General features: G+C 40.8%; 18 protein-coding genes. All 18 read right to left on the bottom strand.

Annotated features, from left to right (window positions below; all coding sequences use genetic code 11):
- Positions 1-79: 79 nt before the first annotated feature.
- Positions 80-1,372 carry a pitrilysin family protein gene (locus NST24_RS08505; protein WP_342462540.1) on the bottom strand — a complete coding sequence of 431 codons (1,293 nt, stop codon included), beginning with the start codon at positions 1,370-1,372 and terminating at the stop codon, positions 80-82.
- Positions 1,369-2,649 carry a pitrilysin family protein gene (locus NST24_RS08500; RefSeq protein ID WP_342462539.1) on the bottom strand — a complete coding sequence of 427 codons (1,281 nt, stop codon included), beginning with the start codon at positions 2,647-2,649 and terminating at the stop codon, positions 1,369-1,371. The genes NST24_RS08505 and NST24_RS08500 overlap by 4 nt, the downstream gene beginning before the upstream one ends.
- 145 nt (positions 2,650-2,794) lie before the next feature.
- Complete coding sequence (locus tag NST24_RS08495; protein WP_342462538.1) at positions 2,795-5,911, bottom strand: MMPL family transporter; 3,117 nt, start codon at positions 5,909-5,911, stop codon at positions 2,795-2,797.
- Between the two features lie 319 nt (positions 5,912-6,230).
- Positions 6,231-7,463: an MFS transporter gene (locus tag NST24_RS08490; RefSeq protein ID WP_342462537.1), complete on the bottom strand. Its 1,233-nt coding sequence runs from the start codon at positions 7,461-7,463 to the stop codon at positions 6,231-6,233.
- Between the two features lie 100 nt (positions 7,464-7,563).
- Positions 7,564-8,289, bottom strand: coding sequence for a GntR family transcriptional regulator (locus tag NST24_RS08485; protein WP_008344706.1), 726 nt, complete (start codon positions 8,287-8,289; stop codon positions 7,564-7,566).
- Positions 8,290-8,453: 164 nt separating this feature from the next.
- The gene (locus NST24_RS08480; RefSeq protein ID WP_342462536.1) at positions 8,454-10,829 is read right to left on the bottom strand and encodes a DNA translocase FtsK; all 2,376 of its coding nucleotides are present in this window, start codon (positions 10,827-10,829) and stop codon (positions 8,454-8,456) included.
- A 110-nt stretch (positions 10,830-10,939) separates the two neighbouring features.
- On the bottom strand, positions 10,940-11,176 hold the full coding sequence (locus NST24_RS08475) for a YlzJ-like family protein (RefSeq protein WP_008344712.1): 237 nt from the start codon (positions 11,174-11,176) through the stop codon (positions 10,940-10,942).
- On the bottom strand, positions 11,173-11,901 hold the full coding sequence (locus NST24_RS08470; protein ID WP_008344713.1) for a ClpP family protease: 729 nt from the start codon (positions 11,899-11,901) through the stop codon (positions 11,173-11,175). Before NST24_RS08470 ends, NST24_RS08475 begins: the two co-directional genes overlap by 4 nt.
- 121 nt (positions 11,902-12,022) lie before the next feature.
- Positions 12,023-13,690 carry a ribonuclease J2 gene (gene rnjB / locus NST24_RS08465; protein WP_008344715.1) on the bottom strand — a complete coding sequence of 556 codons (1,668 nt, stop codon included), beginning with the start codon at positions 13,688-13,690 and terminating at the stop codon, positions 12,023-12,025.
- A gap of 171 nt (positions 13,691-13,861) precedes the next feature.
- On the bottom strand, positions 13,862-14,728 hold the full coding sequence (gene dapA, locus NST24_RS08460) for a 4-hydroxy-tetrahydrodipicolinate synthase (protein ID WP_008344717.1): 867 nt from the start codon (positions 14,726-14,728) through the stop codon (positions 13,862-13,864).
- A 30-nt stretch (positions 14,729-14,758) separates the two neighbouring features.
- The gene (gene dapG, locus NST24_RS08455) at positions 14,759-15,973 is read right to left on the bottom strand and encodes an aspartate kinase (RefSeq protein WP_342462535.1); all 1,215 of its coding nucleotides are present in this window, start codon (positions 15,971-15,973) and stop codon (positions 14,759-14,761) included.
- Between the two features lie 92 nt (positions 15,974-16,065).
- A complete protein-coding gene (gene asd, locus NST24_RS08450; RefSeq protein WP_017359063.1) occupies positions 16,066-17,085 on the bottom strand; it encodes an aspartate-semialdehyde dehydrogenase in 1,020 nt (339 codons plus the stop codon).
- A 139-nt stretch (positions 17,086-17,224) separates the two neighbouring features.
- Positions 17,225-17,818: a dipicolinate synthase subunit B gene (gene dpaB, locus NST24_RS08445; protein WP_017367267.1), complete on the bottom strand. Its 594-nt coding sequence runs from the start codon at positions 17,816-17,818 to the stop codon at positions 17,225-17,227.
- Positions 17,815-18,717 carry a dipicolinic acid synthetase subunit A gene (dpaA, locus tag NST24_RS08440; protein ID WP_217967196.1) on the bottom strand — a complete coding sequence of 301 codons (903 nt, stop codon included), beginning with the start codon at positions 18,715-18,717 and terminating at the stop codon, positions 17,815-17,817. The genes dpaB and dpaA overlap by 4 nt, the downstream gene beginning before the upstream one ends.
- Positions 18,718-18,840: 123 nt before the next feature.
- On the bottom strand, positions 18,841-19,113 hold the full coding sequence (locus NST24_RS08435) for a YlmC/YmxH family sporulation protein (RefSeq protein ID WP_342462534.1): 273 nt from the start codon (positions 19,111-19,113) through the stop codon (positions 18,841-18,843).
- Between the two features lie 61 nt (positions 19,114-19,174).
- Positions 19,175-21,142, bottom strand: a complete 1,968-nt coding sequence (gene asnB / locus NST24_RS08430; protein ID WP_342462533.1) for an asparagine synthase (glutamine-hydrolyzing) — start codon at positions 21,140-21,142, stop codon at positions 19,175-19,177.
- A gap of 12 nt (positions 21,143-21,154) precedes the next feature.
- On the bottom strand, positions 21,155-21,709 hold the full coding sequence (locus tag NST24_RS08425) for a hypothetical protein (RefSeq protein ID WP_041507274.1): 555 nt from the start codon (positions 21,707-21,709) through the stop codon (positions 21,155-21,157).
- Complete coding sequence (locus NST24_RS08420; RefSeq protein ID WP_327862074.1) at positions 21,678-22,673, bottom strand: hypothetical protein; 996 nt, start codon at positions 22,671-22,673, stop codon at positions 21,678-21,680. The genes NST24_RS08425 and NST24_RS08420 overlap by 32 nt, the downstream gene beginning before the upstream one ends.
- Positions 22,674-22,685: the final 12 nt, after the last annotated feature.

The raw sequence follows: 22,685 nt of genomic DNA, 5'->3' as shown, positions 1-22,685 counted from the left end.
ATCTTCGCATATAAAGCGATTTCTTTAGCTGGACACAAAAAAGACAAACTCTTATATGTTGAGTTTGTCTTTTTTCGTTTTATTTTGTTTTCGGTACGACTTTAAAAACTGACATTCGTTCTTCATCAATTTCTTCGTCTAAGATTTGCTGAATATCTGTTAATTGGATTTGCTCCAGTACTGGCACGACATCAAATAAGCTCATTTCTAAGAATGCGTATCGAGTGAATTGATTGGCGATGTACTCCGGGGAGTTCATTGCTTTTAAAAAGCTGCCAATTTTTTTCTTGCGAGCAAGTTCAATCTTTTCTTCTGTGATCAGGCTTTTTGCTTGAAGAAGCGTTTCTTTTAATTCATCTGCGAGTTGATCAGGGTCATTTGTATCTCCACCAACTGAAGTGAAGCCAAAACCGCCTTCTTCCGTATAATCGTAGCTGAAGGTCTCATCAATTAAGCCTTTTTCATACATCTGTTCATATTGTAAGGAGCTTTTACCAAACAGCGTCTCTAAAATGAGATTCATTCCGAGCTCATGTTTTAACAGTTCATTGCCTTTTTTATGAGGATTCTTTGTTTTTAATCCAAACATACATTTTGAGCCTTGTACGTTCATTGGAAGTTCGTATTCTTTTCGGTACACATCTTCAGGCTCATTGATGTCTTTTCGTTTGATCTCTGGCTGGTCTGTAAATGGCTTTTTCGCCTGATTCGCTCGAACTTGATCTAATATTTGCTTCGGATCAACGGGACCGACAACAAATAGAAGCATATTGCTTGGGTGATAGAACGTTTCATAGCATTCATACAAATGATCTTTTGTAATCGGAGCGATGCTTTCTACTGTTCCAGCTATATCAATTCTCACAGGATGCTCTTGATATAGGTTTTCAATCAAACCGAAGAATAAACGCCAGTCGGGATTGTCATCATACATGTTAATCTCTTGACCAATGATGCCCTTTTCTTTTTCGACTGTTTTTTCAGTAAAATAAGGTTCTTGCACAAAATCAATGAGTGTCTCAAGGTTTTGTTCGACATTTGAGGTGCTTGAGAATAAGTAAGCTGTTCTCGTAAATGTCGTAAAAGCATTTGCGGATGCTCCTTGTTTACTAAATGTATGAAACACATCTCCATCTTCTTTTTCAAACAGCTTGTGCTCTAAGAAATGGGCAATTCCATCAGGCACTTGGATCATGTCTTCTTTGCCAAGCGGCACAAATTCATTGTCGACAGAGCCGTATTTTGTTGTAAAGGTTGCATAGGTTTTGTTAAACCCTTGCTTTGGCAGTACATAGACGTCAAGTCCGCTCTCCATTTTTTCGTGATAGACCGTTTCTTGCAGCTGGTCGAATTGAATTGTTTTCACTGTCATGAAGCACCCTCCGTTCCTTTAAGAAAATAGGTCGTATCCCATTCGATTTTTTGACCCACTTTGATGATGTCCTCTTTTGTCACTCTGTCTAACGCTTCTAAAAAGGAATCGAGGCTCTCCCCTGTTGGCACGACGGCATGCTGATATAAGTATTCCGCTGTTCCATAAGACGTATCAATGGTTTCGAGCAGCTGATTTTTGACGACAGCCTTTGTCTGTTCAATTGCTTCATCAGAAAAATCGCCTTTTTGCATGGCATCAAATTGTTCTTTGATGATGTCTACTGCCTGCTGATAGTTACCGACTTCAATTCCTGACATGACCATCATCAAACCTTTAAAGCTCTCAAGTCTAGAGACAGCATAGTACGCAAGACTTGCTTTTTCCCGCACATTGATAAATAGCTTTGAATGAGAGAAGCCGCCGAATATGCCATTAAACAAATGCAGCGCCGGATAATCTTCATCTGCTATCGTTGTATGTGTGCGAAAGCCAATGTTCAGCTTTCCTTGTTTTACGTCCTCTTCATCAATGACTTCTTTTGGCTCTATTTGTGATCTTGATGATTCGGTATTTTGTTTGACCGGCTCTCTTTCACTTGTTTTAAAGTATTGCGAGACCATTCGATTGATATCTTGTTCATCAACGTCTCCCACAACATAGAGATCCAGCTGGTTGGACTGAAGTGCATGCTCGTATGCTTTAAAGAGCGCTTCTGACGTAATCGCTTGGACGTCTTCCATTTCACCATTAACGTGCAGTGCATATGGCTCACCTTTACACATTTCCTGTACAAGTCTTAAGTTTGAATAGCGCATTTTGTCATCATAAACGGCTTGAATGCGCTGTTTCAATGTTCGTTTTTCTTGCTCAACGTACAATTCATGAAATACTCCGTTTTCCACGTACGGGTGGAATAATAGTTCAGAAAGTAAGGCAATCCCTTTTTCTAGTAAAGGGGTTTGATCCTTTAAATATTTTTCATTCGCCATTTCTAGACGGAAGGTAATGATGTGATTTTCACCTTTTTTCGCCATGTCTGCGGAAACGGTCGCCCCATAGAGCTCGTCGAAATAAGCACGAAGCTCTCCCGTTTTCGGCATTTTTTCTGTTCCTCTTAAAAGCACATGCGGGAAAAGGGAACGCATGGTGACGTCATCTTTGGATAAAGGCGCAAGCATTTTAAAAAGGATCGTCACGGTTTTAAATTTTTCTGTTTTGACAATATGAGTATGAAGACCAGGTGTATCAAATGTCTTCTCTTGTAAGTACGTCATGAGAAACCTCCTTTGTTCATCCTATTTATTATGTATTAGAACATAGCTGATATATACGTGAAACAGCCATTTAATAGTCATTATATCAATCAGAGGAAAGGATAGGAAATAAAAACGCCTCTGCTAAAAGCAGAGACGCAGGTTGTTATTTCATTCTAAACGGCCACCAATTCCATTTTCCAAAGATGCGAACCATGACCGGGATAAAGAGTGGTAGAACAACAAAAGCATATAATAAAAGTCCAATGAGTACGACCGTTGCAATTTCAACTAATGATAATACACCCGAGGGCAGCATCGCAGCAAAAGTACCCGCTAAAATAGCAACTGCTGAAATAATGACCGACCCCATATTTCTCATCGCTGATATCATGGATGCTTGAACATGCTCTCCCTTCCATTCATTAAAACGATCCATGAGGAAGATCGAATAATCAATGCCGAGGGTCACAAGGATCACAAAGCTGAAAAATGGAACAGCCCAGCTGACACCATCGTAGCCAAAGAATGTTTTGAAAATCCATTCTGTTAAGCCAATGGATGTAAAATACGTTAATATGAGTGAAAGTGTTAAGTATATTGGCATGATGATTGACCTTAGTAATAAAACTAAAATAATAAAGATACCAATTAACATGAAAATAACCGTTCTGATAAAGTCACCGTCTGACGTTTCTTTTAAGTCAACATTTAAACTGGAGATACCAGATACACCGTAATTGGCATTTTTCAAACCACTTACAGGTAAGTATTGATCAAGGGTTTCCTCGATTTTTGCAACACCTTTCATTGCTTCATTGCTGTATGGATTTACGTTTAATATCACTTCAAAAGTTGTTAATTTACGATCTGGGGACATATACGTATTAAATATTTTCTTAAACTCATGGCGTTTCAGTACTTCTTCTGGTATAAACCAGCCCGTTACTTCTTCATCTGGTGCTTCCTGAAGCTGTTTTAAGTAGCTGTCCGCCTCGGTAAAGCCGCTTTTTACTTGCTCAAGTCCGGAAATACTTTCATCTAATCCATCTGTTAATAGTGAGAGTTTAGATGATAGCTGGTTAAACCCTTTTTTCACGGCTTTTTGGCCATTGGTCAGCTGATCTGCACCATCTTCAATTTTAGGCATTTCTTTGATGAGCTGTTTTTGTCCTTTGTTCGTTTCATCAAGACCATCATAAATTTGATCTAGACCTGTCATCAGCGCCTTTACTTGTTGTTTGATTTCTTTTTGCTTGCTTGAGAACGTTTGAATGACTTGATCTGCTTTCTTGATCTTTTGTTTAAAGGCAGATGCTTCCTCTTCATAGACGCTCATTTGCTCTTCAGCTTGATCGAGCATTCCTTTTGTGTCTTTGAATACTTTTTTGATTTCTTTATATTCATTCATATCTTTGATTTCTGGAAGCCGGTTTTCAAGTCCTTCAAATGATACGTTTTCATAGGATTGTTTCACTTTCTTAATCGTTGTCATCAGTTGCTCATTTGATGTTGCGTGACCTTCCAGTGTGCTTACGACTCGTTCAAGATCTTGAATCATGGTTTCACTTCTGCGATATTCTTGCTCTAATTCTTTTTTCGCTTGTTTGATTTCAGTGCGAATGGTTCCTACGCCCTCTTTACTGCGCCTCACACCATCCTCTAAAGAAATGAGTGATTTCCTCACTTCTCCGATACCGCCTTTGATGGCTTTTGTCCCATCAATCAATTGATCAATCCCTTTAGCGGATTCTTCAATCTTTGGTTTTTGTTTGAGAAGTGCTAAGTTTGTTTCGGTCAAGCCATCTGTAATTTTCCCGATGCCCTCGTGACCTTTCCCAAGCTCTCCTCCCAGCTCTTTCGCTTGAGAGGTAACGTAGAGCTGACTTAACCCGGCTCCAACTGGGCGAGTGACACTGCGAACCGCTTTCACTTCCTCAATGTCATTTAACTTACGGGTCAGTTTTTCAATCATGACAATCTTTTCTTGATTATCGAGCTCATTGTCACTTTCGACAAGTACATTCAGCGGCAGCGCTTCACCAAAGCCAAATTGCTCAGATATCGTATTAAATGCAGACACTGACTCATACTTTGTCCCAATCTCATTTAAACTATTATAAGAAAGAGTGCCGTCATACATCAGAATCGGAGGAACAGTGATGAGTGCAACTACACCTAAGCTGATGAGCGGTCTTTTAAATGAAAAGCGCCCAGCCCATTCCCAAATCTTACTTTGTGGATGACGAATGTTTTCTCTTTTAGACGGCCAAAAAAGGGATTTTCCGAAAACCGACATAAAAAAGGGAACGATTGTGACAAGTGCAATGAGCAGGATGCCAACGCCTACGGCAACGCTGACGGCTGATTGATACAATTGGAATTTTGCGAAACCAATACTTGAGAATCCGACTAACACAGCTAAGCCGCTGAAAAAGACTGTTTTCCCTGCACATTGATACGTGATGATAATCGATTCTTTGACATCACGCCCTTGACCAATCTCCTCTTTAAAACGGCTTAAAAGTAATATACAATAGTCCGTTCCTATACCGAACATAATAGCTACCATAAAAATCTGAGTGAAATTAGACAGAGGAAATGGTGTATATTCTACGAGAAAAGCCACAATACACCGGCTGACAGCATAAGAAATGCCAATCGTAATGAGCGGAACAACAGGTGCCAGTATCGATCTGAATACAATTATTAAAATAAAGAAAATAAAAATCATCGTGATAAGTTCAGTTTTCTTCAGACCTTGTTGAGAGCTTTTAATGACATCTGAGTCCACAAATTTTTGACCTGTCATTTCATATGAAACGTTGTAGGGCTTTAAAACTTCCTCAATTCGTTCTTTAACCTTCACAGCTTTTGTTTCGTAGTGGTCGAATTTGAATGGAACAAGAAGTGTACTTTTATCCTTTGATAAAAGTTGTTTTTGAATGTCACGATCTACATGAAAATACGAAGTAATTCCGTCAATGTGGAGTTCTGGGGCATGTGTCATGAGTGCAGCTAAAGCCTTTTTTAATTCCTGCTCTTTGGCAGGGAACAAATGTTGTTCGGAGAATACAATCACACCAGTATCTTTTTTCCCATTATGATCTGAAAGCTTATCCAATAAGTGAAGTGCCTCAGCTGTTGGTGTCCCCTCTGGAACCTTTAACTGCCCTTTTTCTCTTGTTAATTCCTCTAAATTGGGCGCAGTAATAAACAGAATCACAGCTGTTACTATCCACACCATTAATACAATCCATCTTGCTTTAATTATTTGCAACATAGCTGCTTCAAGCTCCTTCTAATTCATCAATCAATTTGCTGTTTTTGAGCGTGTCTGAAGTGCTGACTTCGTCTCCTTCAACGTGCTAATGGCAGGATGACCTATTCAATTGTCCTTTCGTGTTGAAGAAACGCATATCCATCATCAGCCACGAGCTCAATTTCTGCCTTAAAACAAAGACAGAAAATGAATGTTTTTGAACACCTCCTATTTGGGATAATTTAAAAGATATTACTATACATTAGTTTAACTATCAAAATTTTACATGTCAATTTATAAAAAAGAAAAAAGATGGCAAAATACCGTCTTTTTTCTATGTTTAAACCGTTTTCAATTGTTCACTTTCATCCTTTTCATCTGGCTGGATGAAAAAGAGGACCAAAAATAATGAAATGAGACTACATATGGTCGATAGAATAAAAACGATGGCGTCTCCTTTATCCATAAGAAATGCGTAAATTGGAGGTCCTAAAGCAACACCGATAAAACGCATACTGCTATAAAATGACGTAATGGTTCCGCACTGCTCTTTTTCAATACCTTCTGTTATCAACGCATCAAGTGCTGGAAGCACAATGCCGATTCCTACGCCGCCAATACTTAAGCAGACAAACAACACGTAAAAACTGTGATTCCACCATAAAAATATATACGAGAGTGATAAAAGAGCCATACCAACGATGAGAAATATCCTCATTTTCCCCTTTTCTTTCCCGATTGTTTTCCCCGCAATATACGAGCTGATTGATAAGAAAAGGAGCGGGATACTTAGCAGCAAGCCTTTTTTGACACCCGTTATTTGATACGCTGCCTCTAGGTTATCTGATAAATAAAAGAGCACGCCAAAAAGAAGAAACATAATAAAACCACCAATAGCAAAAATGGCATAAAGCCAGCGTCCTTCATGCTTAAAAATCGTCTTTGTTGATTTTAAAAACTCTTTAAATGTAGGTGGATCTTCCTCTTTCTTTGCGGATTCAACCATAAACAGTACCATCACAAAGCTGATGATTGAAAAGAATGGAATGAACCAAAACGGCACAAACCAAAACCAAGAAGCGAGAAGTGCCCCAATAATAGGACTGAGTACCTTTCCAGCTGTGTTAGAGGTTTCGATTGCTCCAAGTCCCGCACTTACCTCTTCATCATCGTGAAACAAATCACCAATAAACGGCATGACGACAGGTGCTGCCCCAGCTGAGCCAACTCCTTGAAGGACCCTGCCAAATAGAATCCACATGTACGGTTCTTTCATGATGGTTGAGGCAACAGCTGCCACAGCTCCTCCAAGTCCTGCGATTAAAAGACACGGCAAAAGTACCTTTTTCCGCCCCATTCGGTCAGATAAATAACCGGCAATCGGAATACACAAAATCGCCACAACGGAGTATACCGTAATAATGAGTGACACTTGAAAGGAAGTGATTGAGAGTTTCTTTTCTATCTCTGGTAATACGGGTATTAGCATCGAGTTCCCAAGCGTCATGATTAGAGGCACTGATGATAATGCAATAATATTCTTTTTACTGACTGTTTTCTCGCCCAACATCATTCACCCAATTCTATATACTGTTACGTATTAGTGTGGCATGTTTCACGGGTTTTATGTATAGACAAACAAAAAGCAACCGCCTATGGAAGCGACTGCTTTGTTAAAATCGTTTACGTATGACATGGAAACTGAATTTATCCGCTCGAAAATAATTGAGCGAGTATAAGACCGGCTGATCATCTTGATCATAGTGCATTTGTTTCAGTAAGAGTAACGCTGTTTCTGGGTCACATTCTAGTATCGGTGAAACCTGATCGTGATAACCAATCGGTTCGATGTCTGCCACTGCATATTTAATTCCGCTGTGCGGTTCTCTGCCAAACAGCTCAAAAAGCGACTCTTCCTCGTGAGTAAAAGAAGCGGGAAGATGTTTGACCGGAATTTTATCTAAACAATAGACGACTGGCTGTCCATCTGCTGTTCGAACGCGTTCCATTGAAAAAACCTTCTCGGATTCATCACACTGAAAACGAATGACATCATTCTCCGTCGGCTCCCCTTCTTGTGAGGACAAAAAGATGGTACCTGGTGTCATATTGACCTGTTCAATCATTTTTGTAACACTTGTCAGCTGTTCAATGCCAGTAGAAAAAAGCGGTCTTGAGTTGACGAAAGTCCCCACACCATGCCTTCTTATTAAATATTTCTCTTCTTCTAATATACGAAGGGCTTCACGAAGTGTCGCTCTGCTCACGCCTAAAAGCTTTGAGAGCTCAAATTCAGAAGGCAGCTTTTCCTTTTCGGCATATACGCCTGTTTGAATATCTTCTTTAATACGGTCAATCACTTTCAAATATAAATGGCGATTGTCTGTTTTGGTCGACATGTTTTCCCTCCGTCTAATCAATGCAAATGATAAGATGAGAAATCTCTATTCCGAGATAAGATGAACATAACTATATCATGTTTTTGCAAATAAATAAATAGTCTGACATCCAGTTAACATAATCAATATATCGTTAACTTTATGTTAGGAAAGCTCTCTTCGAATTATGAAGAGAGCTCGTCATGTTGTTCTTTTGAGAGGAGGACTTCTCTCGGTTTACTTCCTTCATATGGTCCGACAACCCCGCGCTCTTCCATTGCGTCAATAAGACGTGCAGCACGGGTATAACCGATGCGGAACCTCCTTTGCAGCATAGAAACAGAGGCCGTCTGCATACCAATGATCAGTTCAACTGCTTCATCATATAAGTCGTCGTCCACAGCCCCAAGCTGATCTTGCGTTTCTTCACTTGGGATCATTTCTTCTTGATATTGTGCTTTTTGCTGTGTGATGACATGATCAACGACATGTTCCACTTCTTCATCTGATAAAAAGGCGCCTTGTACACGAACTGGTTTGTTCGCACCGACAGGTAAAAACAACATATCCCCTCTGCCCAGCAATTTTTCTGCGCCTCCCATATCAAGAATGGTCCTTGAATCGGTTTGTGACGATACGCTAAATGCAATACGGGATGGAATATTGGCTTTAATGACACCAGTAATGACATCAACCGAAGGTCTCTGTGTGGCGATAATTAAATGAATCCCTGCAGCACGTGCCATTTGAGAAAGCCTTGTAATGGAATCTTCCACATCAGAGGAAGCTACCATCATTAAATCAGCAAGCTCGTCTACAATGACGACAATATAAGGGAGTTCTGGTTGCTTCGCTTCTTCTGATTGATTCATTCGTTTAATGTAATCATTGTACCCTTCAATATTTCTTGTGCCCGTATGAGAAAACAATTCGTAACGGCGCTCCATTTCACTCACCACTTTTTTAAGTGCCTGTGAGGCTTTTTTAGGATCGGTTACAACTGGAGCCAACAGATGCGGGATGCCGTTATAAACATTTAATTCAACCATTTTCGGGTCAATCATCATCATCTTCACTTCATGAGGTTTTGCTCTCATGAGAATACTTGTGATAATGCCATTGATACATACGCTTTTTCCGCTTCCTGTTGAGCCAGCCACAAGTAAATGCGGCATTTTGTTCATTTCAGCCAGCACAGCTTCACCAGAAATATTTCGGCCCAGTCCGATGAGTAGCTTGGCATTTGGGCGGTCATTTTGTTTCGATTCTAAAACCTCTTTTAAAGAAACCATCGCAATTTCTGCGTTGGGCACTTCAATTCCGATGGCTGATTTACCAGGAATCGGCGCCTCAATTCGAATGTCTTTTGCTGCTAATGCAAGGGCTAGATCATCACTCAAGTTGACGATCTTACTTACCTTCACGCCGACATCAGGGTATACTTCATATTTTGTGACGGCCGGCCCTAAATGAACTTGTGTCACTTTTGCTTTTACACCAAAGCTTTGGAAGGTCTTTTCAAGCTTTCTTGCATTTTCATAAATATTCTTCTTATCTGTTTGCTGACCTGAATGCTGCGGCTCAGCTAAAATATCAAGCGATGGCAGCTCATAATCCTTATTTTCAAGCTCCGTAAACGTCATAGGCGGAGCTTCTTTCGGTTCATCCCCTATATCATGAGACGGAGTGCCTTGTACAGTTTCTTGAAGAGGATCTGGCTCATTGACCGGCTGATCTTTTTGAACCGGCGGTGTGAGCATGTCATCTCGATCAGCAAAACTTGAGATAATCGGCTGACGATTGTCAGAAGCCTGCTCTTCTTCCTCGATCAAGATTTGATCATGATCTTCTTCGGCCTCTTCTTGTATGCGTGAACGTTTTTTCTTTTCACTTGTTCTCTGCGCAGGTGCATTCTTTTTCGCCTGCCTTATGCCTTTCATATCTTCAATAAATGCTTTCCACTGCTTCACCAAAAATTGTGATACAGGCAGCGTCACTTTTTTGACCATTTCTTGCAGTGACCGGTTTGTGATCAGAACAATGCCGATCAGCATTAGCACAATGGCCATGATTTGCGACCCTGCTTGTGCAAACAAGAAATAGGAGGCCGCAAATAATACGGCACCGATCATACCGCCTCCTAAATCGGGCGAGCCTGTCTCACCTTTCATATCCATTAAAAATAACTCAAACGTATTTCTGATTACACTTTGAGAACCTATCACGCCTGCAGCTGAAAGATGCTGAAAAAGCTTCACATGAGACAAAAGCAAGATGCTCGCAATGATGCAGTATAAACCTGCTTTTCTTCTTGTCAGTAAATCAGGAATTTGTTTTTTCCAAAAGATCGTCACACCAAAAAGAAATAATCCGATAAGGCAGAGAATAAACCATTCACCTGCAAAGAATCGGAATAGATGTACAAAGGTTTGTCCAACTACACCTAGCTGTAAAATGGCAATGATCGCTATGGCAATACAGACTAACCCATTTAGTTCATATTTCAGTTTTAGCTGTTTATTTTGTTTTTTTCTTGTTTTACGTTTTCTCTTTTTCGCCATACTCATCACCTTACTACAAAAGAAAATATAACCTACGAAAAGATCAGAAAGAAAGCAGCCTGGTTTTGGCTGCATCTTGTTGTAAGTTTTCCCTTTATTATAGCATAGAATCATTCATATGAGTCGGTTTGATTGGTGCCTAAATGTAACTTCAATCGCTTACCTGGTGCAAGCTCCTGATTCAAAAAGTCCATTGGATTCGTACTCATTACTTGAACGATTTCCGCTTCATCTTCTTTCATTTCAACCATCACTGGCACGCCCTGAATGTTTACCTGCTGGAGTTTGCGTTCTCCTTGTTCCTCAGCGTAAATGGCTTCATAAGGCATAGGTGTATATAAAATCATTGGATCAGCCCCTCGTTTTGTGCAGCCCGTTCTCCAATAAGCTCGTTCAGCTTTTTAATCGCTTGTCCAACGCCGCCGACTTCATGCATCAGCCCGTATTCCGCCGCCTCATGGCCAACGACATTTGTCCCAATGTCTCTTGTTAGATTGCCTTTAGAGAACATAAGCTCTTTAAATTTTTCTTCTGTAATGTTTGAGTGACTCGTGACAAAATTTATGACTCTTTCCTGCATTTTATCTAAGTATTCAAAGGTTTGCGGAACACCGATGACTAGACCGGTTAAGCGTACAGGGTGAATGGTCATCGTTGCTGTTTCGGCAATGTATGAATAATCACACGATACGGCGATTGGGACCCCAATAGAGTGGCCGCCGCCAAGCACAATGGATACAGTCGGTTTGGATAAAGAAGCGAGCATTTCTGCAATGGCTAGTCCTGCTTCTACATCGCCGCCCACTGTATTTAAAATGATTAGAAGCCCTTCAATTTTTGGGTTTTGTTCAACTGCTACGATTTGTGGAATGACATGTTCGTATTTGGTTGTTTTATTTTGTGGCGGCAGCTGCATGTGCCCTTCAATTTGTCCAATAATAGTCAGGCAATGTATGTTTGTATCTTGTGACAACTGCGGGACGGCTGTTTCACCAAGCTGTTGTATTTTGCTCATAATGCTATCTTTTTCTTCTGGTTTTCGCTCAGGCTGCTGTTCATTCTGTTCGTCCATTTGTCTCCATCCTTTCCTAAAAACTCTCCTCCTATTATGAACAAGATCGTCACATTCCATCCGCATTCATCATGTCACATCAAAAAAGCCCAAAGAGCTTGTGCTCTTTGGACTTTTCTCATCACACTTCCATAATAATTGGAATGATCATTGGCTTACGTTTTGTTTTTTCATATAGGAATTGATTTAGTACATCGCGCATGGATTGTTTCAGTGTTGACCATTCAACAATTGAGTTTTCCGTTTGCTCTTTCACAATCCCTTTGACCATTTCTGTTGCTTTCACAATCAGCTCTTCGGATTCTCTTACATAAACAAATCCTCTTGTGATGATCTCAGGTCCTGAAATTAATTGTTTCTTTTGTTTATCGAGCGTAATGACCACAATTAAGATGCCATCTTGAGACAATAGGCGTCTATCACGTAAGACAATATTCCCAATATCACCAACACCAAGACCGTCGATCAAAATGTTCCCTTGATGTACTTTTTCACCGATTTTGACGTTTTGACCTCTAAATTCCACAACATCCCCTTTATCAATTAAGAAAATGTCGCTTCGTTTCATGCCCACTTCTTCAGCAATACGAGAATGTGCTTTTTGCATGCGATATTCGCCGTTTACTGGAATTAAATACTTTGGCTTCAGTAAGTTCAGCATGAGCTTTAACTCTTCTTGACAGCCATGTCCAGATACATGCACACGTTTTTGAGCAAAAATCACTTGTGCTCCGCTTCTTGTAAGGAAATCTACCGTTTTTGAATAGGTGAGTTCTTGTCCTGGAAGAGGTGTAGACGCAATCACAACCGTGTCATCTTTTTCAATATGAAGCTGTTTGTGATTTTGTTTCGCCATTTTTGTTAAAGCAGCGAGAGGCTCACCGTGGCTTCCTGCTGTGAGAATGACCACACTGTTTTTCGCCATTTTTTTCACTTCTTGGACTGGAACAAATAATTCTTCGTCTGCTGTCACATAACCAAGTTTGATCGCAAGCTGAAGAGTTGTCATCATATTTTTCCCTGCTACTGCAAGCTTACGGCCATTTTGGTTTGTGGCATTAATGATTTGCTGTACACGGTTAATATTTGATGAAGATACAGCGACAATCACACGATTTTCAGCATTGTACATCGCATTTGAGATTTCGTCTTGGACGAGCGCCTCAGAAGGTGTATAGCCTGGTTTTTCAGCATTTGCACTGTCTGAAAGAAGTGCTAAAACGCCATTGTTTCCAATTTTCGCAATCTCTCCGATGTCACAGGCTTGGTTAAGCGCTGGGGTTTGATCAAATTTAAAATCACCTGTGCATACGATTGAACCAAGAGATGTTTTGAAGCTGATTCCGACTGAATCAGGAATACTGTGATTCGTTCTAAAGAACGATACCTTTGTTGTTTCAAATGTAATGACTGACTTTGCATGAACCTCTCGCAAATCAGCTTTTTGATTGAAGCCGTATTGCTTTAACTTTTCTCGAAGTAACGCAAGGGTCAGCTTCGTGCCGTAAACTGGTACAGACAATTTGCTTAAGCAATGGAATACGCCTCCGATTGCTTCATCATGTCCGTGGGTAAGAAAAATTGCTTTCACCCGATCAGCTCGTTCTGTTAAATAAGAGATATCAGGAATGACCACGTCAATGCCTAGCATTTCGTTTTCTGGATGCATGAGTCCTGCATCTACAACATATATGTCGGAATCAATCTCAATGACATATAAGTTTTTCCCGATTTCTCCAACGCCTCCCAGTGCAATAATTCTTACGTTCTCTGTATTTTTCTTTTTCAAAATTCTTATCCTCCTAGTCTCAAGCCCGTCCATCATCGCTTAATGCTATTATAACTGAATCTAATTTTAGAAAACAAGATGAAGTCACATTTTAAGAAAGTGTTTATGTATAAAAAACGGTCATACTCAGGGACATCTGAGAATGACCGCTTACGAATTTTTTTGTTTTGATCAGCTGTTTAATACGCTGCTTAAATTCAGTCTCTCTTCTTCTGATAAAGGTAAAAGCGGGAGTCGAACAGATCCGACATCTAATCCTTTCAGCTGAAGAGCTGTTTTGACAGGCGTTGGATTTGGCGCTGAGAACAGCTGGTTCATAATCGGCACCAGCTTTTGATGGATCAATGCTGCGTTTGCTGTTTGTCCTGAAGCGTAGCTTTTTAGCATTTGCTGCATATCAAGGCCTACGATATGAGAAGCCACAGAGACGACTCCTTTTGCACCAACCGCAACCGCAGGAAGCGTTAGGCTGTCGTCACCAGAATAAACGTCAAAATCTTCTGGTGTCTCTGCAATGATTTTTGTCATGGCATCTAGATCACCGCTTGCTTCTTTGATTGCGACAATATTCGGTATTTGCGCAAGTTTAATCGTTGTTTCTGGTGCTAATGAAGCAACCGTTCTTCCTGGTACATTGTAAAGCATGACAGGAAGAGATGTAGACTCGGCAATTGCTTTAAAGTGTGCATACATGCCTTCCTGTGATGGCTTGTTGTAGTAAGGTACGACAAGCATCACTGCATCAACGCCCGCTTCTTCTGCTTTTTTCGTTAGTTTAATAGACGCATTTGTGTTATTACTGCCTGTTCCTGCAATGATTTTACAACGACCATTTGCTAATTTCACCGATTGCTGAAAAAGAGCGACTTTTTCTTCAGTCGATAAAGTTGGCGATTCGCCTGTTGTCCCTGCAACGACTAAAGAGTCACTGCCGTTTTTTAACAAGTAATCAATGAGAATTGATAGCTTTTGGAAATCAATGTTGCCCTTTTTATCAAAAGGTGTAATCATAGCTGTTGCGATATTTCCGAAATTCATTTTTTTCACCTCATCATGATTCAATCACATTTATCTTGAAAGTTCAAACACTTCATGAAGGGCATTAACAGCCGCTCTCATGTTTTCTTCGTTCACTAACACCCAAATCGTCGTATGACTGTCAGCGGACTGTAAGATCGGAATATTTTGCTCAGATAGTGCAGATACAATTTTAGATGTGACACCTGGTACACCCATAATGCCTGCTCCAACAGCTGATACCTTTGCACAGTTTGTCGTGACAATCGGCGTATAGCCCAGATCTTTTAGGATCGCCGTTGCTTTTTCAGTCGTTGCACCTGTCACCGTATAGACGATTTCGCTCGGTGTAATGTTGAAGAAATCGACACTGATTTGGGCATTTGCCATTGCTTTAAAGACTTCTGTTTGTACGCTGTACTGTCCCTCTTTAGCTGGGACTTTGATTTGTGTGACATCATTGACATGTGCAATACCCGTAATCAGGCGGTCGTACACATCATGACTCATTTTATCTGAGTAGTGTGATGTCACGAGTGTGCCCTCATCATCAGAGTATGTTGAACGGACCCTCATTGGTACTTTTGCTTGCATGGCAATTTCAACAGCTCTAGGGTGAATGACTTTTGCCCCTTGGTATGCGAGGTTACAAATTTCTGTGTATGTCACGACTCTCAGTGGTTTTGCATTTTCTACGATACGGGGATCTGCTGTCATGACCCCTTCTACATCTGTAAAAATATCGATGAAATCTGCCTGCAATGCAGCGCCTAACGCAGCAGCTGACGTATCACTGCCGCCTCGTCCGATTGTTGTCACGTCTCCATTTTTTGCAGCGCCTTGGAATCCAGCAACGACAACCACATCATGCTCTGAAAGTGCCGCCTCAAGACGTTCACACTTCATGTCAATAATTTTCGCATTTGTATGTTCTTTATCTGTCACAAAGCCTGCCTGTGATCCAGTCATCGCTACAGCCTTTAGCCCGTTTTCATTCAGCATACTTGAAAAAACAACAGCTGAAATATTTTCTCCGCAAGACACGAGTAAATCTTTTTCTCGGTTTGTCATATGCTGCGCATTGCCGTAAAGCAGACCAAGCAGCGTATCTGTCGCATAAGGATCGCCTTTTCGTCCCATCGCAGACACGACAACGACCGATTTATAGCCTTTCTCTTTTGCAGATAGGATATGTGCAAGTGCCCTTTTTCTCCCTTGATCATCTTTGACAGATGTACCGCCAAATTTTTGGACAATTATTTTCACTGTTTTCACTCCAAGTTCATTCTGACGTAACAGAAGAGAGCAGGCGAAAGATGCCTAACTCTCTTCTATTCGTCCTCATCATCCATTGAATGTTAAACTAATTTTAATGCTCGTAAGCTTTCTGCAATTTGAACGGAGTTCCATGCAGCGCCTTTTAGCAGGTTATCAGATACAATCCACATATGGAAGCCATTTGGACGATCCAAATCCTTCCGAATGCGGCCGACAAATACGTCGTTTTTACCAACAGCATCTGCAGGCATTGGATAAATTTGCTGAGACGGATCATCTTGTAATGTGATGCCTGGTGCATCTTTTAGGATGGACTTGACGTCATCAACCGTTGCGTCATTTGATTCAAGTTCAACGTAAACCGATTCTGAATGACCCGTTTCAATTGGCAGTCTCACACATGTTGCCGCTACTTCCAGCTCTGGCAAGTGCATGATTTTTTTCGTTTCATTGATCATTTTCATTTCTTCAAATGTATAGCCATTGTCTTGGAATTTATCAATTTGCGGAATCGCATTAAAGGCAATTTGATAAGGCATGACTTCTGGTTTCACATCTTCTTTATTTAAAATGGCTTGCGACTGGCTGTACAGTTCGTCAATGGCTTCATGTCCTGCACCTGATACTGCTTGGTAAGTAGACACAATGACTTTTTTCATGCCATACGCTTGACGAAGCGGTTCTAGCGCCGCCACCATTTGAATCGTTGAACAGTTAGGGTTTGCAATGATCCCTTGATGGTCATGCAAATCTTTTTCGTTTACCTCTGGTACGACAAGAGGGGTATTTTCGTCCATACGAAAAGCACTTGTATTATCGACAACAATTGCACCTCGTTTGACTGCTTCAGGAGCTAGCGCTTTGGAAACATTTCCTCCCGCACTGAATAGTGCAATATTGACCCCTTCAAAGCTTTCAGGTGTTGCTTCTTGAACGGTATACTCTTGACCTCTGAATGTCACTTTTGTTCCAGCAGAACGTTTTGAGGATAGTAGAGTAAGTGTATCCATTTCAAAATCTCTGTCAGCTAGTGTTTTTAACATTTGTTGACCGACAGCTCCAGTCGCTCCAACTACAGCTACATGCAATCCTCTTCCCATCAGTAAAACTCCTTCCGACCCATCCATGATTCTTTTCTTTCGGATGGCCATCCTATGACTTTTTACATTTTATTTTACCATAGAAAAGCAAGGCTTGAAGTACCTTTTTTGAATCTTTCATGATTTTCTAGTGAATCTATTATTCGTTTGATCCAATTAAAATGGGCTGAATTTGTCTATGCTCGAGCGCCTCTTCTACTGTTTTCGTCAGTAGATCCATATGCGCTACCATGGAAGTCGGTTTTTTGAATGGATCATCTTGGCCGAATGGAATAAAGAAAATGTTCTTTGTCGACATGAGTCTCATGAGATTTGTACCATTTAAACCTAATGCATCATTGGTGGAAATGCCTAAAACGACAGGGCGATGATTACGAATGGTCGCCTTAGCAGCCATTAAGACTGGACTGTCTGTTAGTGCATTTGCAAATTTCGCCATTGAATTGCCTGTTAAAGGCGCAATGACCATACAATCAAGTGGAAGTTTAGGCCCAAGCGGCTCTGCTTTGACGATTGAGTCAATCGCTTGAAATCCTGTCAGCTTCTCAATCCGCTCAATCCAGTCCGCTCCTTCTCCGAATCTCGTATTCGTATTTTGCACCGTATATGACACGACAGGACGCACTTCTGCCCCTTCTTTCACGAGTGATTCGATTTGCGGAAAAACGGCTTCGTACGTGCAGTGAGAACCTGTTAAACCAAAGCCGATTCTTTTCCCTTTTAGTGTAGTCATGATTCCATCCCCCTTATTTCCTCCGCAAGTTCACATAAGAGCCCAGATAGCACTTTTGCAATGATCTGCCCGGCTGTCTTTGGTGCCACAATCCCTGGAAGTCCTGGTGCAAGAAGTGCCTTCACTCCATGCTTTTGTGCAAAGTCAAAGTCTGTTCCACCTGGGCGGGAGGCGATATCCAAAATGAGTGTCTTTGGTGTCATGCTGACGATGACAGATGAATCTAATACTAAGCTTGGAATCGTATTGATGATGATGTCGACATCCGTTACTTCATCTTTTAAACGGTCCATTGAAAATGGATCAAGTCCCATCTCAAAGGCTCGCGCTAAATGGGCTGTATCCGCAGCACCAACTTTCACTTCCGCACCTAGCGCCCGAAATGTGCGGGCAATGGTGAGCCCTGTTCGACCAAGTCCGAGAACAGCGACATGTGACCCATGAATCGTATAGTCCGTTTGCTGAATGGCCATCATGATAATCCCTTCAACTGTTGGAATAGAGTTATATATGGCAATATCATCTCGCTCAAACAGCTTCACAAGCTTCCGGTTCACCTGCTTTGCCATATTGTCTAAGTACATATTAGAAATACCTGAGTACAAGGTACAATGTGCAGGGGTTCTTTCTAAATATTTAGCTTCTAGCACGACCTTCTCATTTGAAAAAACGGTGGCAACGACCCCTTCGTCTGTAGCACCTGATACCGGAAGGATCATACTATCCACTTGTTCAAATGGAAGCTCTGACATTTTCAGCTTTTCAGCACCAATAAATCCATGATCCAGCTGATCAAATCCGACCAAAAACACTTTGGCATGCTGCTGTGACAGCTTGCGAATGATTTCAAGCTGCCTAGCATCTCCCCCGATCACCGCAACCGTTAAACCGCTCAACATACTGACCGTTCACCTTCTTTATTTAAAAAAGTCTGTAATATTTTCCGAATCTCCCTTTCAGCATATGAGGAGAGGATTCAGCCTGTGAACAAATCGGAGAGAGAAAAGAAAAAGAGCACCCTTTTATGATGGGTGCTCTTTTTCTCCGTGCGGCTGAAGTTCTTCAGGCACATCGAGAATGATCATATCTGATCCTATTTTTTGAATGTGATTCCACGGAACGCGGATGTCATTTCCTTGTTTTCGAAAGCCAAACCATTTGACGCAAGGTATGATGAGTGCTGTAATTTGACCGTCCTGTTCATTTATTTCAAGGTCGGTTTGTCCAAGCACGCCAAGCCGCTCCGCTCTTTTAATATCGACGATCTCTTTTCCTGACAGCTCACTCAGCCTCAAAATCGCATCACTCCCCTTCCATATCATATATGCAACAGGGCGGGGGAATAGACCGGGCCTCTTAATGACTGGTTTGGAGCGGAAGACGCGCCCCTTTGATATAGTGATCATGCCATAATTCCAAGTTGTAAAGCATCCACACTTTTTGGTCCGCTCCATTTTTGTTCTTCTGATTCGAATGATGTCGCAAAAATTGTTCTAGCGGCTCTTTTTGAAATAATTGTGTTGCAAAGCTTTGTTGATCAAGAAGTTTCTCTTCGATTTCTCCCATTCTTTTGTTCATCCAATGATACACCGGAACCGGAAAACCCATTTTTCTTCTATATAATATACGCTTATCCACCGTTTGCTCCATTGTCTTTTTCAACATATATTTCGGAATATCTTGGACCTCACTTGTTTTAAGGCTCGATTGGAAAAATGCTTGCACTTTGCTAGGTAGCCCTTTATAAGGAAGTTTGTACTTGAAAGGCATATCGTTGACAAATTGGATGATGCGATGATCAAGAAACGGTACACGTGCTTCTAGTCCATGTGACATCGTCATCATATCAAGCCGGTCTAACAAGTTGGGTAAATGGATTTGTTGAAATAAATAGAGCAGTTTGTTTTCATACGACGCCCCTTCCATCTCTTTAAAGCAATGGGCGATCAACTGATTCATGTGCAAATCAGCAGAATCAATTGAATGAGCTTGCTGACCTAAAAGCTGCTCTTTTTCGCTATCCGTAAACCAAGCATATCTTTTTTTATAATGTTCCATTTCCCCATCAAGATGGATAAATTGATGCACCTGCTGTTGAAAGGATGGTTCAAATAATACCTTTGAAAGGATCGATGACAGCTTTCGGTTTTTTTGAAGCCATAAAATTTTACGCCAATCTGAAGGACTCCTAAATACACGACCATACCCTGCAAACAATTCGTCCGCTCCTTCACCACACAAAACAACCGTTACATGCTTTTTTGCTTCACGTGACATATGGTAAAAAGCGACTTCATGAGGAATGGAAAGAGGATGATCTCTTCGTTTCACAACTTCTGGCAATAATTGAAAGTATTCTTCTTCACTCATTCGATGTGAGTGAAGCTTGACATTGTATTGATCTGCCGCGAGTTTGGCATAGCTTTCTTCAGAAAAGCCTTCCTCTTCAAAGCTGGTCGAAAAACAGTGAATATTCTCGTTCGCATATTTGGACATCAAAGCAACAATCGAAGTCGAATCCACTCCTCCACTCAAAAAAGCTCCTACAGGTACATCAGACATCATTTGTTTTTGCACACTATCTTGAAGTAATTCAAACAATCCCTTTTGATAATAACGTTCTCCCTTATCAATTCCATCAGATGGGAAAGGATATTGCCAATAGGCCTCTTTTGTCATTCCTGTTTCATCTATTTTCAAGATGACACCTGGGGGTAATGTTTGAATTCCTTGAAAGAAAGTTTGCTCGCCGATCGCATAACGGAAGGATAAATAACTAAGGACAGCCTCAGGCTGAATGGCAATTTGTATATCTGGATGCTGAAGAAGAGCCTTCATTTCCGATCCGAAAATAAGCCCTCCTCTACATTCTGAAACATAAAGCGGCTTAATCCCAGACCGGTCTCTAAATAAAAAGAATTCTTTCTTCTTTTGATCCCATATCGCAGCTGCAAACATTCCATTTAATTGCTCAATAAAAGAAATCCCATATTCTTCATAGCCATGAACAAGTACTTCTGTATCTGTCAGCGTACGAAACGTATGACCTTTATTCCATAAGTCCTCTCTTAATTCTTGGAAATTATAAATCTCGCCATTTAAAATCACACAAATAGACTCATCTTCATTTGTTATTGGCTGCGGCCCAGATTGAATATCGATAATGGAAAGCCGCGTATGAACCAAACCAACTGAGTCGTCTTGATATACACCACTATCATCAGGTCCACGCACACTAAGTGCGTTTTTCATCTTCAGTAAGATGTGTGGATCAAGTGGTGCTTTGTTAAAATGACAATAACCTGCAATGCCGCACATAGACATGGCTCCCTTCCATCAATGATCTGACTGCTGGATCGTCATTGCGAAAATATGCATAAATGGATTATCTTGAAAGCGGATTTCATCAAAAACGATTTTTTGCGAGAAGGAAAGCGAATCAATCCATAGGTTTGATGTCAAATGGTGATTGATGCCGGCTACCGTATGAATATAATCAAATGCATAAGCCAATCGATCATCAAATGCAGGTTCACGTTCAATCACATCGGTTAATGAAAGACGAGACTCCAAGACAACGGTACCCTCTCGTAATAATGTCATCTTTTCGTAGAGATTACCATTAGATGAACAGCCAACGACATGGAGCGCTTCTGCTTCAACTGCCTGAAGTTGAATAGATTGACCCTCTAATTCAATATTGTCTCCTTGATCTTGATAAATGAACTGAAAAGGAATGCCTTCGACCAAAGAGTCTTTCACGTTCATGACCAACTCAGCCGGCAAAGAAGCCCCACCAATGGTTAATTGGCCTTTTTCATATTCATTTTGATATGTGATGCCTCTGTTATTGACATAATCATGAAGAGTGAGGGGTTGATAGGTTTTCATTTTGAATCACCTCTTTTAGTTGCGTGAGAAGGCTTGTCTCCACTTCTAATGTTTTTTGAAACCGATTCGACGTCCTTTCAATCATACTGCGAGGATTTTTGCTGAGGCCGACTCTAGCTGTAAAATTAGCAAGCACTGTCCAGCTTTGATAAGCATCTTCAAATGCTTGAATAAGGGGTTGTAAATGCTCATTTTCATATGATGATAAAAATGTCACCATATGTTTTCTGGAGTTGGCGACATCCTTTAGTCCTTCAAAATAAACATTGTCTAATAAATTACCATTTTCATCACCTTTGATACTATCTATATAATCTCTTTGAATGACTGAAATTGCGTCAAGTCCTGTGATAGCTCCAGGCAATTCAAAATGTGGCGGTGCACCTTCTAATATGGCGACATGCTCTTTTAAAACTTTCATTACATCCGGTTCTTTCTCAAGATCAACCTGTTTGATCCATTTATAACGATTTTCGGTTCGAGGCGTATGTTCGTAGACAGAGCGTGCGGCTTTCATCAAATGATCTTTACTCAATGTGCCATGATAGGAATAAGCATGGTCACTGATCACTACATGATCATCACTCACCTCAAGTACTTCCAATGTATGATATCCATGTTCTCTTTCAAAAAATGGACAGTACGGTAATTCAAATATATCTAAAGAAACAGACACAGTGCCTCTCTCAGGATGCTGTTTAAATACCCGATTCATATAGAGGTCTAATTCCTCTTCGGTGTAAAAAATTTCTTCTAAATGAATGCCATTATGATGCAGAATATCTTCACGAAAATGTTTAAAGGAACCGATCAAAACAAATCCTTGGTCTTGAGATCTATAAACAAGACCAGCTTGCCTCCAAATCCTGTCGATTTGAATTCCTTGTCTAAGAAGCATGGCTGCAATCGTTAATTGTGAACAGTTTAAATAATTGTTTCGGTAAATAGGTGCTGCAGTAGCCACATCTGTCTCCTC

The sequence above is a fragment of the Bacillus sp. FSL R5-0286 genome (assembly GCF_038593245.1).
Classification (GTDB): Bacteria; Bacillota; Bacilli; order Bacillales; family Bacillaceae; genus Bacillus; species Bacillus altitudinis.
This window is presented reverse-complemented; position numbering and strand designations above follow the sequence as displayed.

What these genes read in the sequence shown, in the direction of transcription:
- asd (WP_017359063.1), bottom strand. Translation starts at nt 17,085, where the DNA reads ATGGGAAGAGGATTGCATGTAGCTGTAGTTGGAGCGACTGGAGCTGTC.
- dpaB (WP_017367267.1), bottom strand. Translation starts at nt 17,818, where the DNA reads ATGACTACACTAAAAGGGAAAAGAATCGGCTTTGGTTTAACAGGTTCT.
- NST24_RS08425 (WP_041507274.1), bottom strand. Translation starts at nt 21,709, where the DNA reads ATGAAAACCTATCAACCCCTCACTCTTCATGATTATGTCAATAACAGA.
- NST24_RS08470 (WP_008344713.1), bottom strand. Translation starts at nt 11,901, where the DNA reads ATGGACGAACAGAATGAACAGCAGCCTGAGCGAAAACCAGAAGAAAAA.
- asnB (WP_342462533.1), bottom strand. Translation starts at nt 21,142, where the DNA reads ATGTCTATGTGCGGCATTGCAGGTTATTGTCATTTTAACAAAGCACCA.
- NST24_RS08495 (WP_342462538.1), bottom strand. Translation starts at nt 5,911, where the DNA reads ATGTTGCAAATAATTAAAGCAAGATGGATTGTATTAATGGTGTGGATA.
- NST24_RS08490 (WP_342462537.1), bottom strand. Translation starts at nt 7,463, where the DNA reads ATGATGTTGGGCGAGAAAACAGTCAGTAAAAAGAATATTATTGCATTA.
- NST24_RS08485 (WP_008344706.1), bottom strand. Translation starts at nt 8,289, where the DNA reads ATGTCGACCAAAACAGACAATCGCCATTTATATTTGAAAGTGATTGAC.
- dpaA (WP_217967196.1), bottom strand. Translation starts at nt 18,717, where the DNA reads ATGTTGAGCGGTTTAACGGTTGCGGTGATCGGGGGAGATGCTAGGCAG.
- NST24_RS08500 (WP_342462539.1), bottom strand. Translation starts at nt 2,649, where the DNA reads ATGACGTACTTACAAGAGAAGACATTTGATACACCTGGTCTTCATACT.
- NST24_RS08475 (WP_008344712.1), bottom strand. Translation starts at nt 11,176, where the DNA reads ATGATTTTATATACACCTATGCCTTATGAAGCCATTTACGCTGAGGAA.
- NST24_RS08480 (WP_342462536.1), bottom strand. Translation starts at nt 10,829, where the DNA reads ATGGCGAAAAAGAGAAAACGTAAAACAAGAAAAAAACAAAATAAACAG.
- dapA (WP_008344717.1), bottom strand. Translation starts at nt 14,728, where the DNA reads ATGAATTTCGGAAATATCGCAACAGCTATGATTACACCTTTTGATAAA.
- NST24_RS08505 (WP_342462540.1), bottom strand. Translation starts at nt 1,372, where the DNA reads ATGACAGTGAAAACAATTCAATTCGACCAGCTGCAAGAAACGGTCTAT.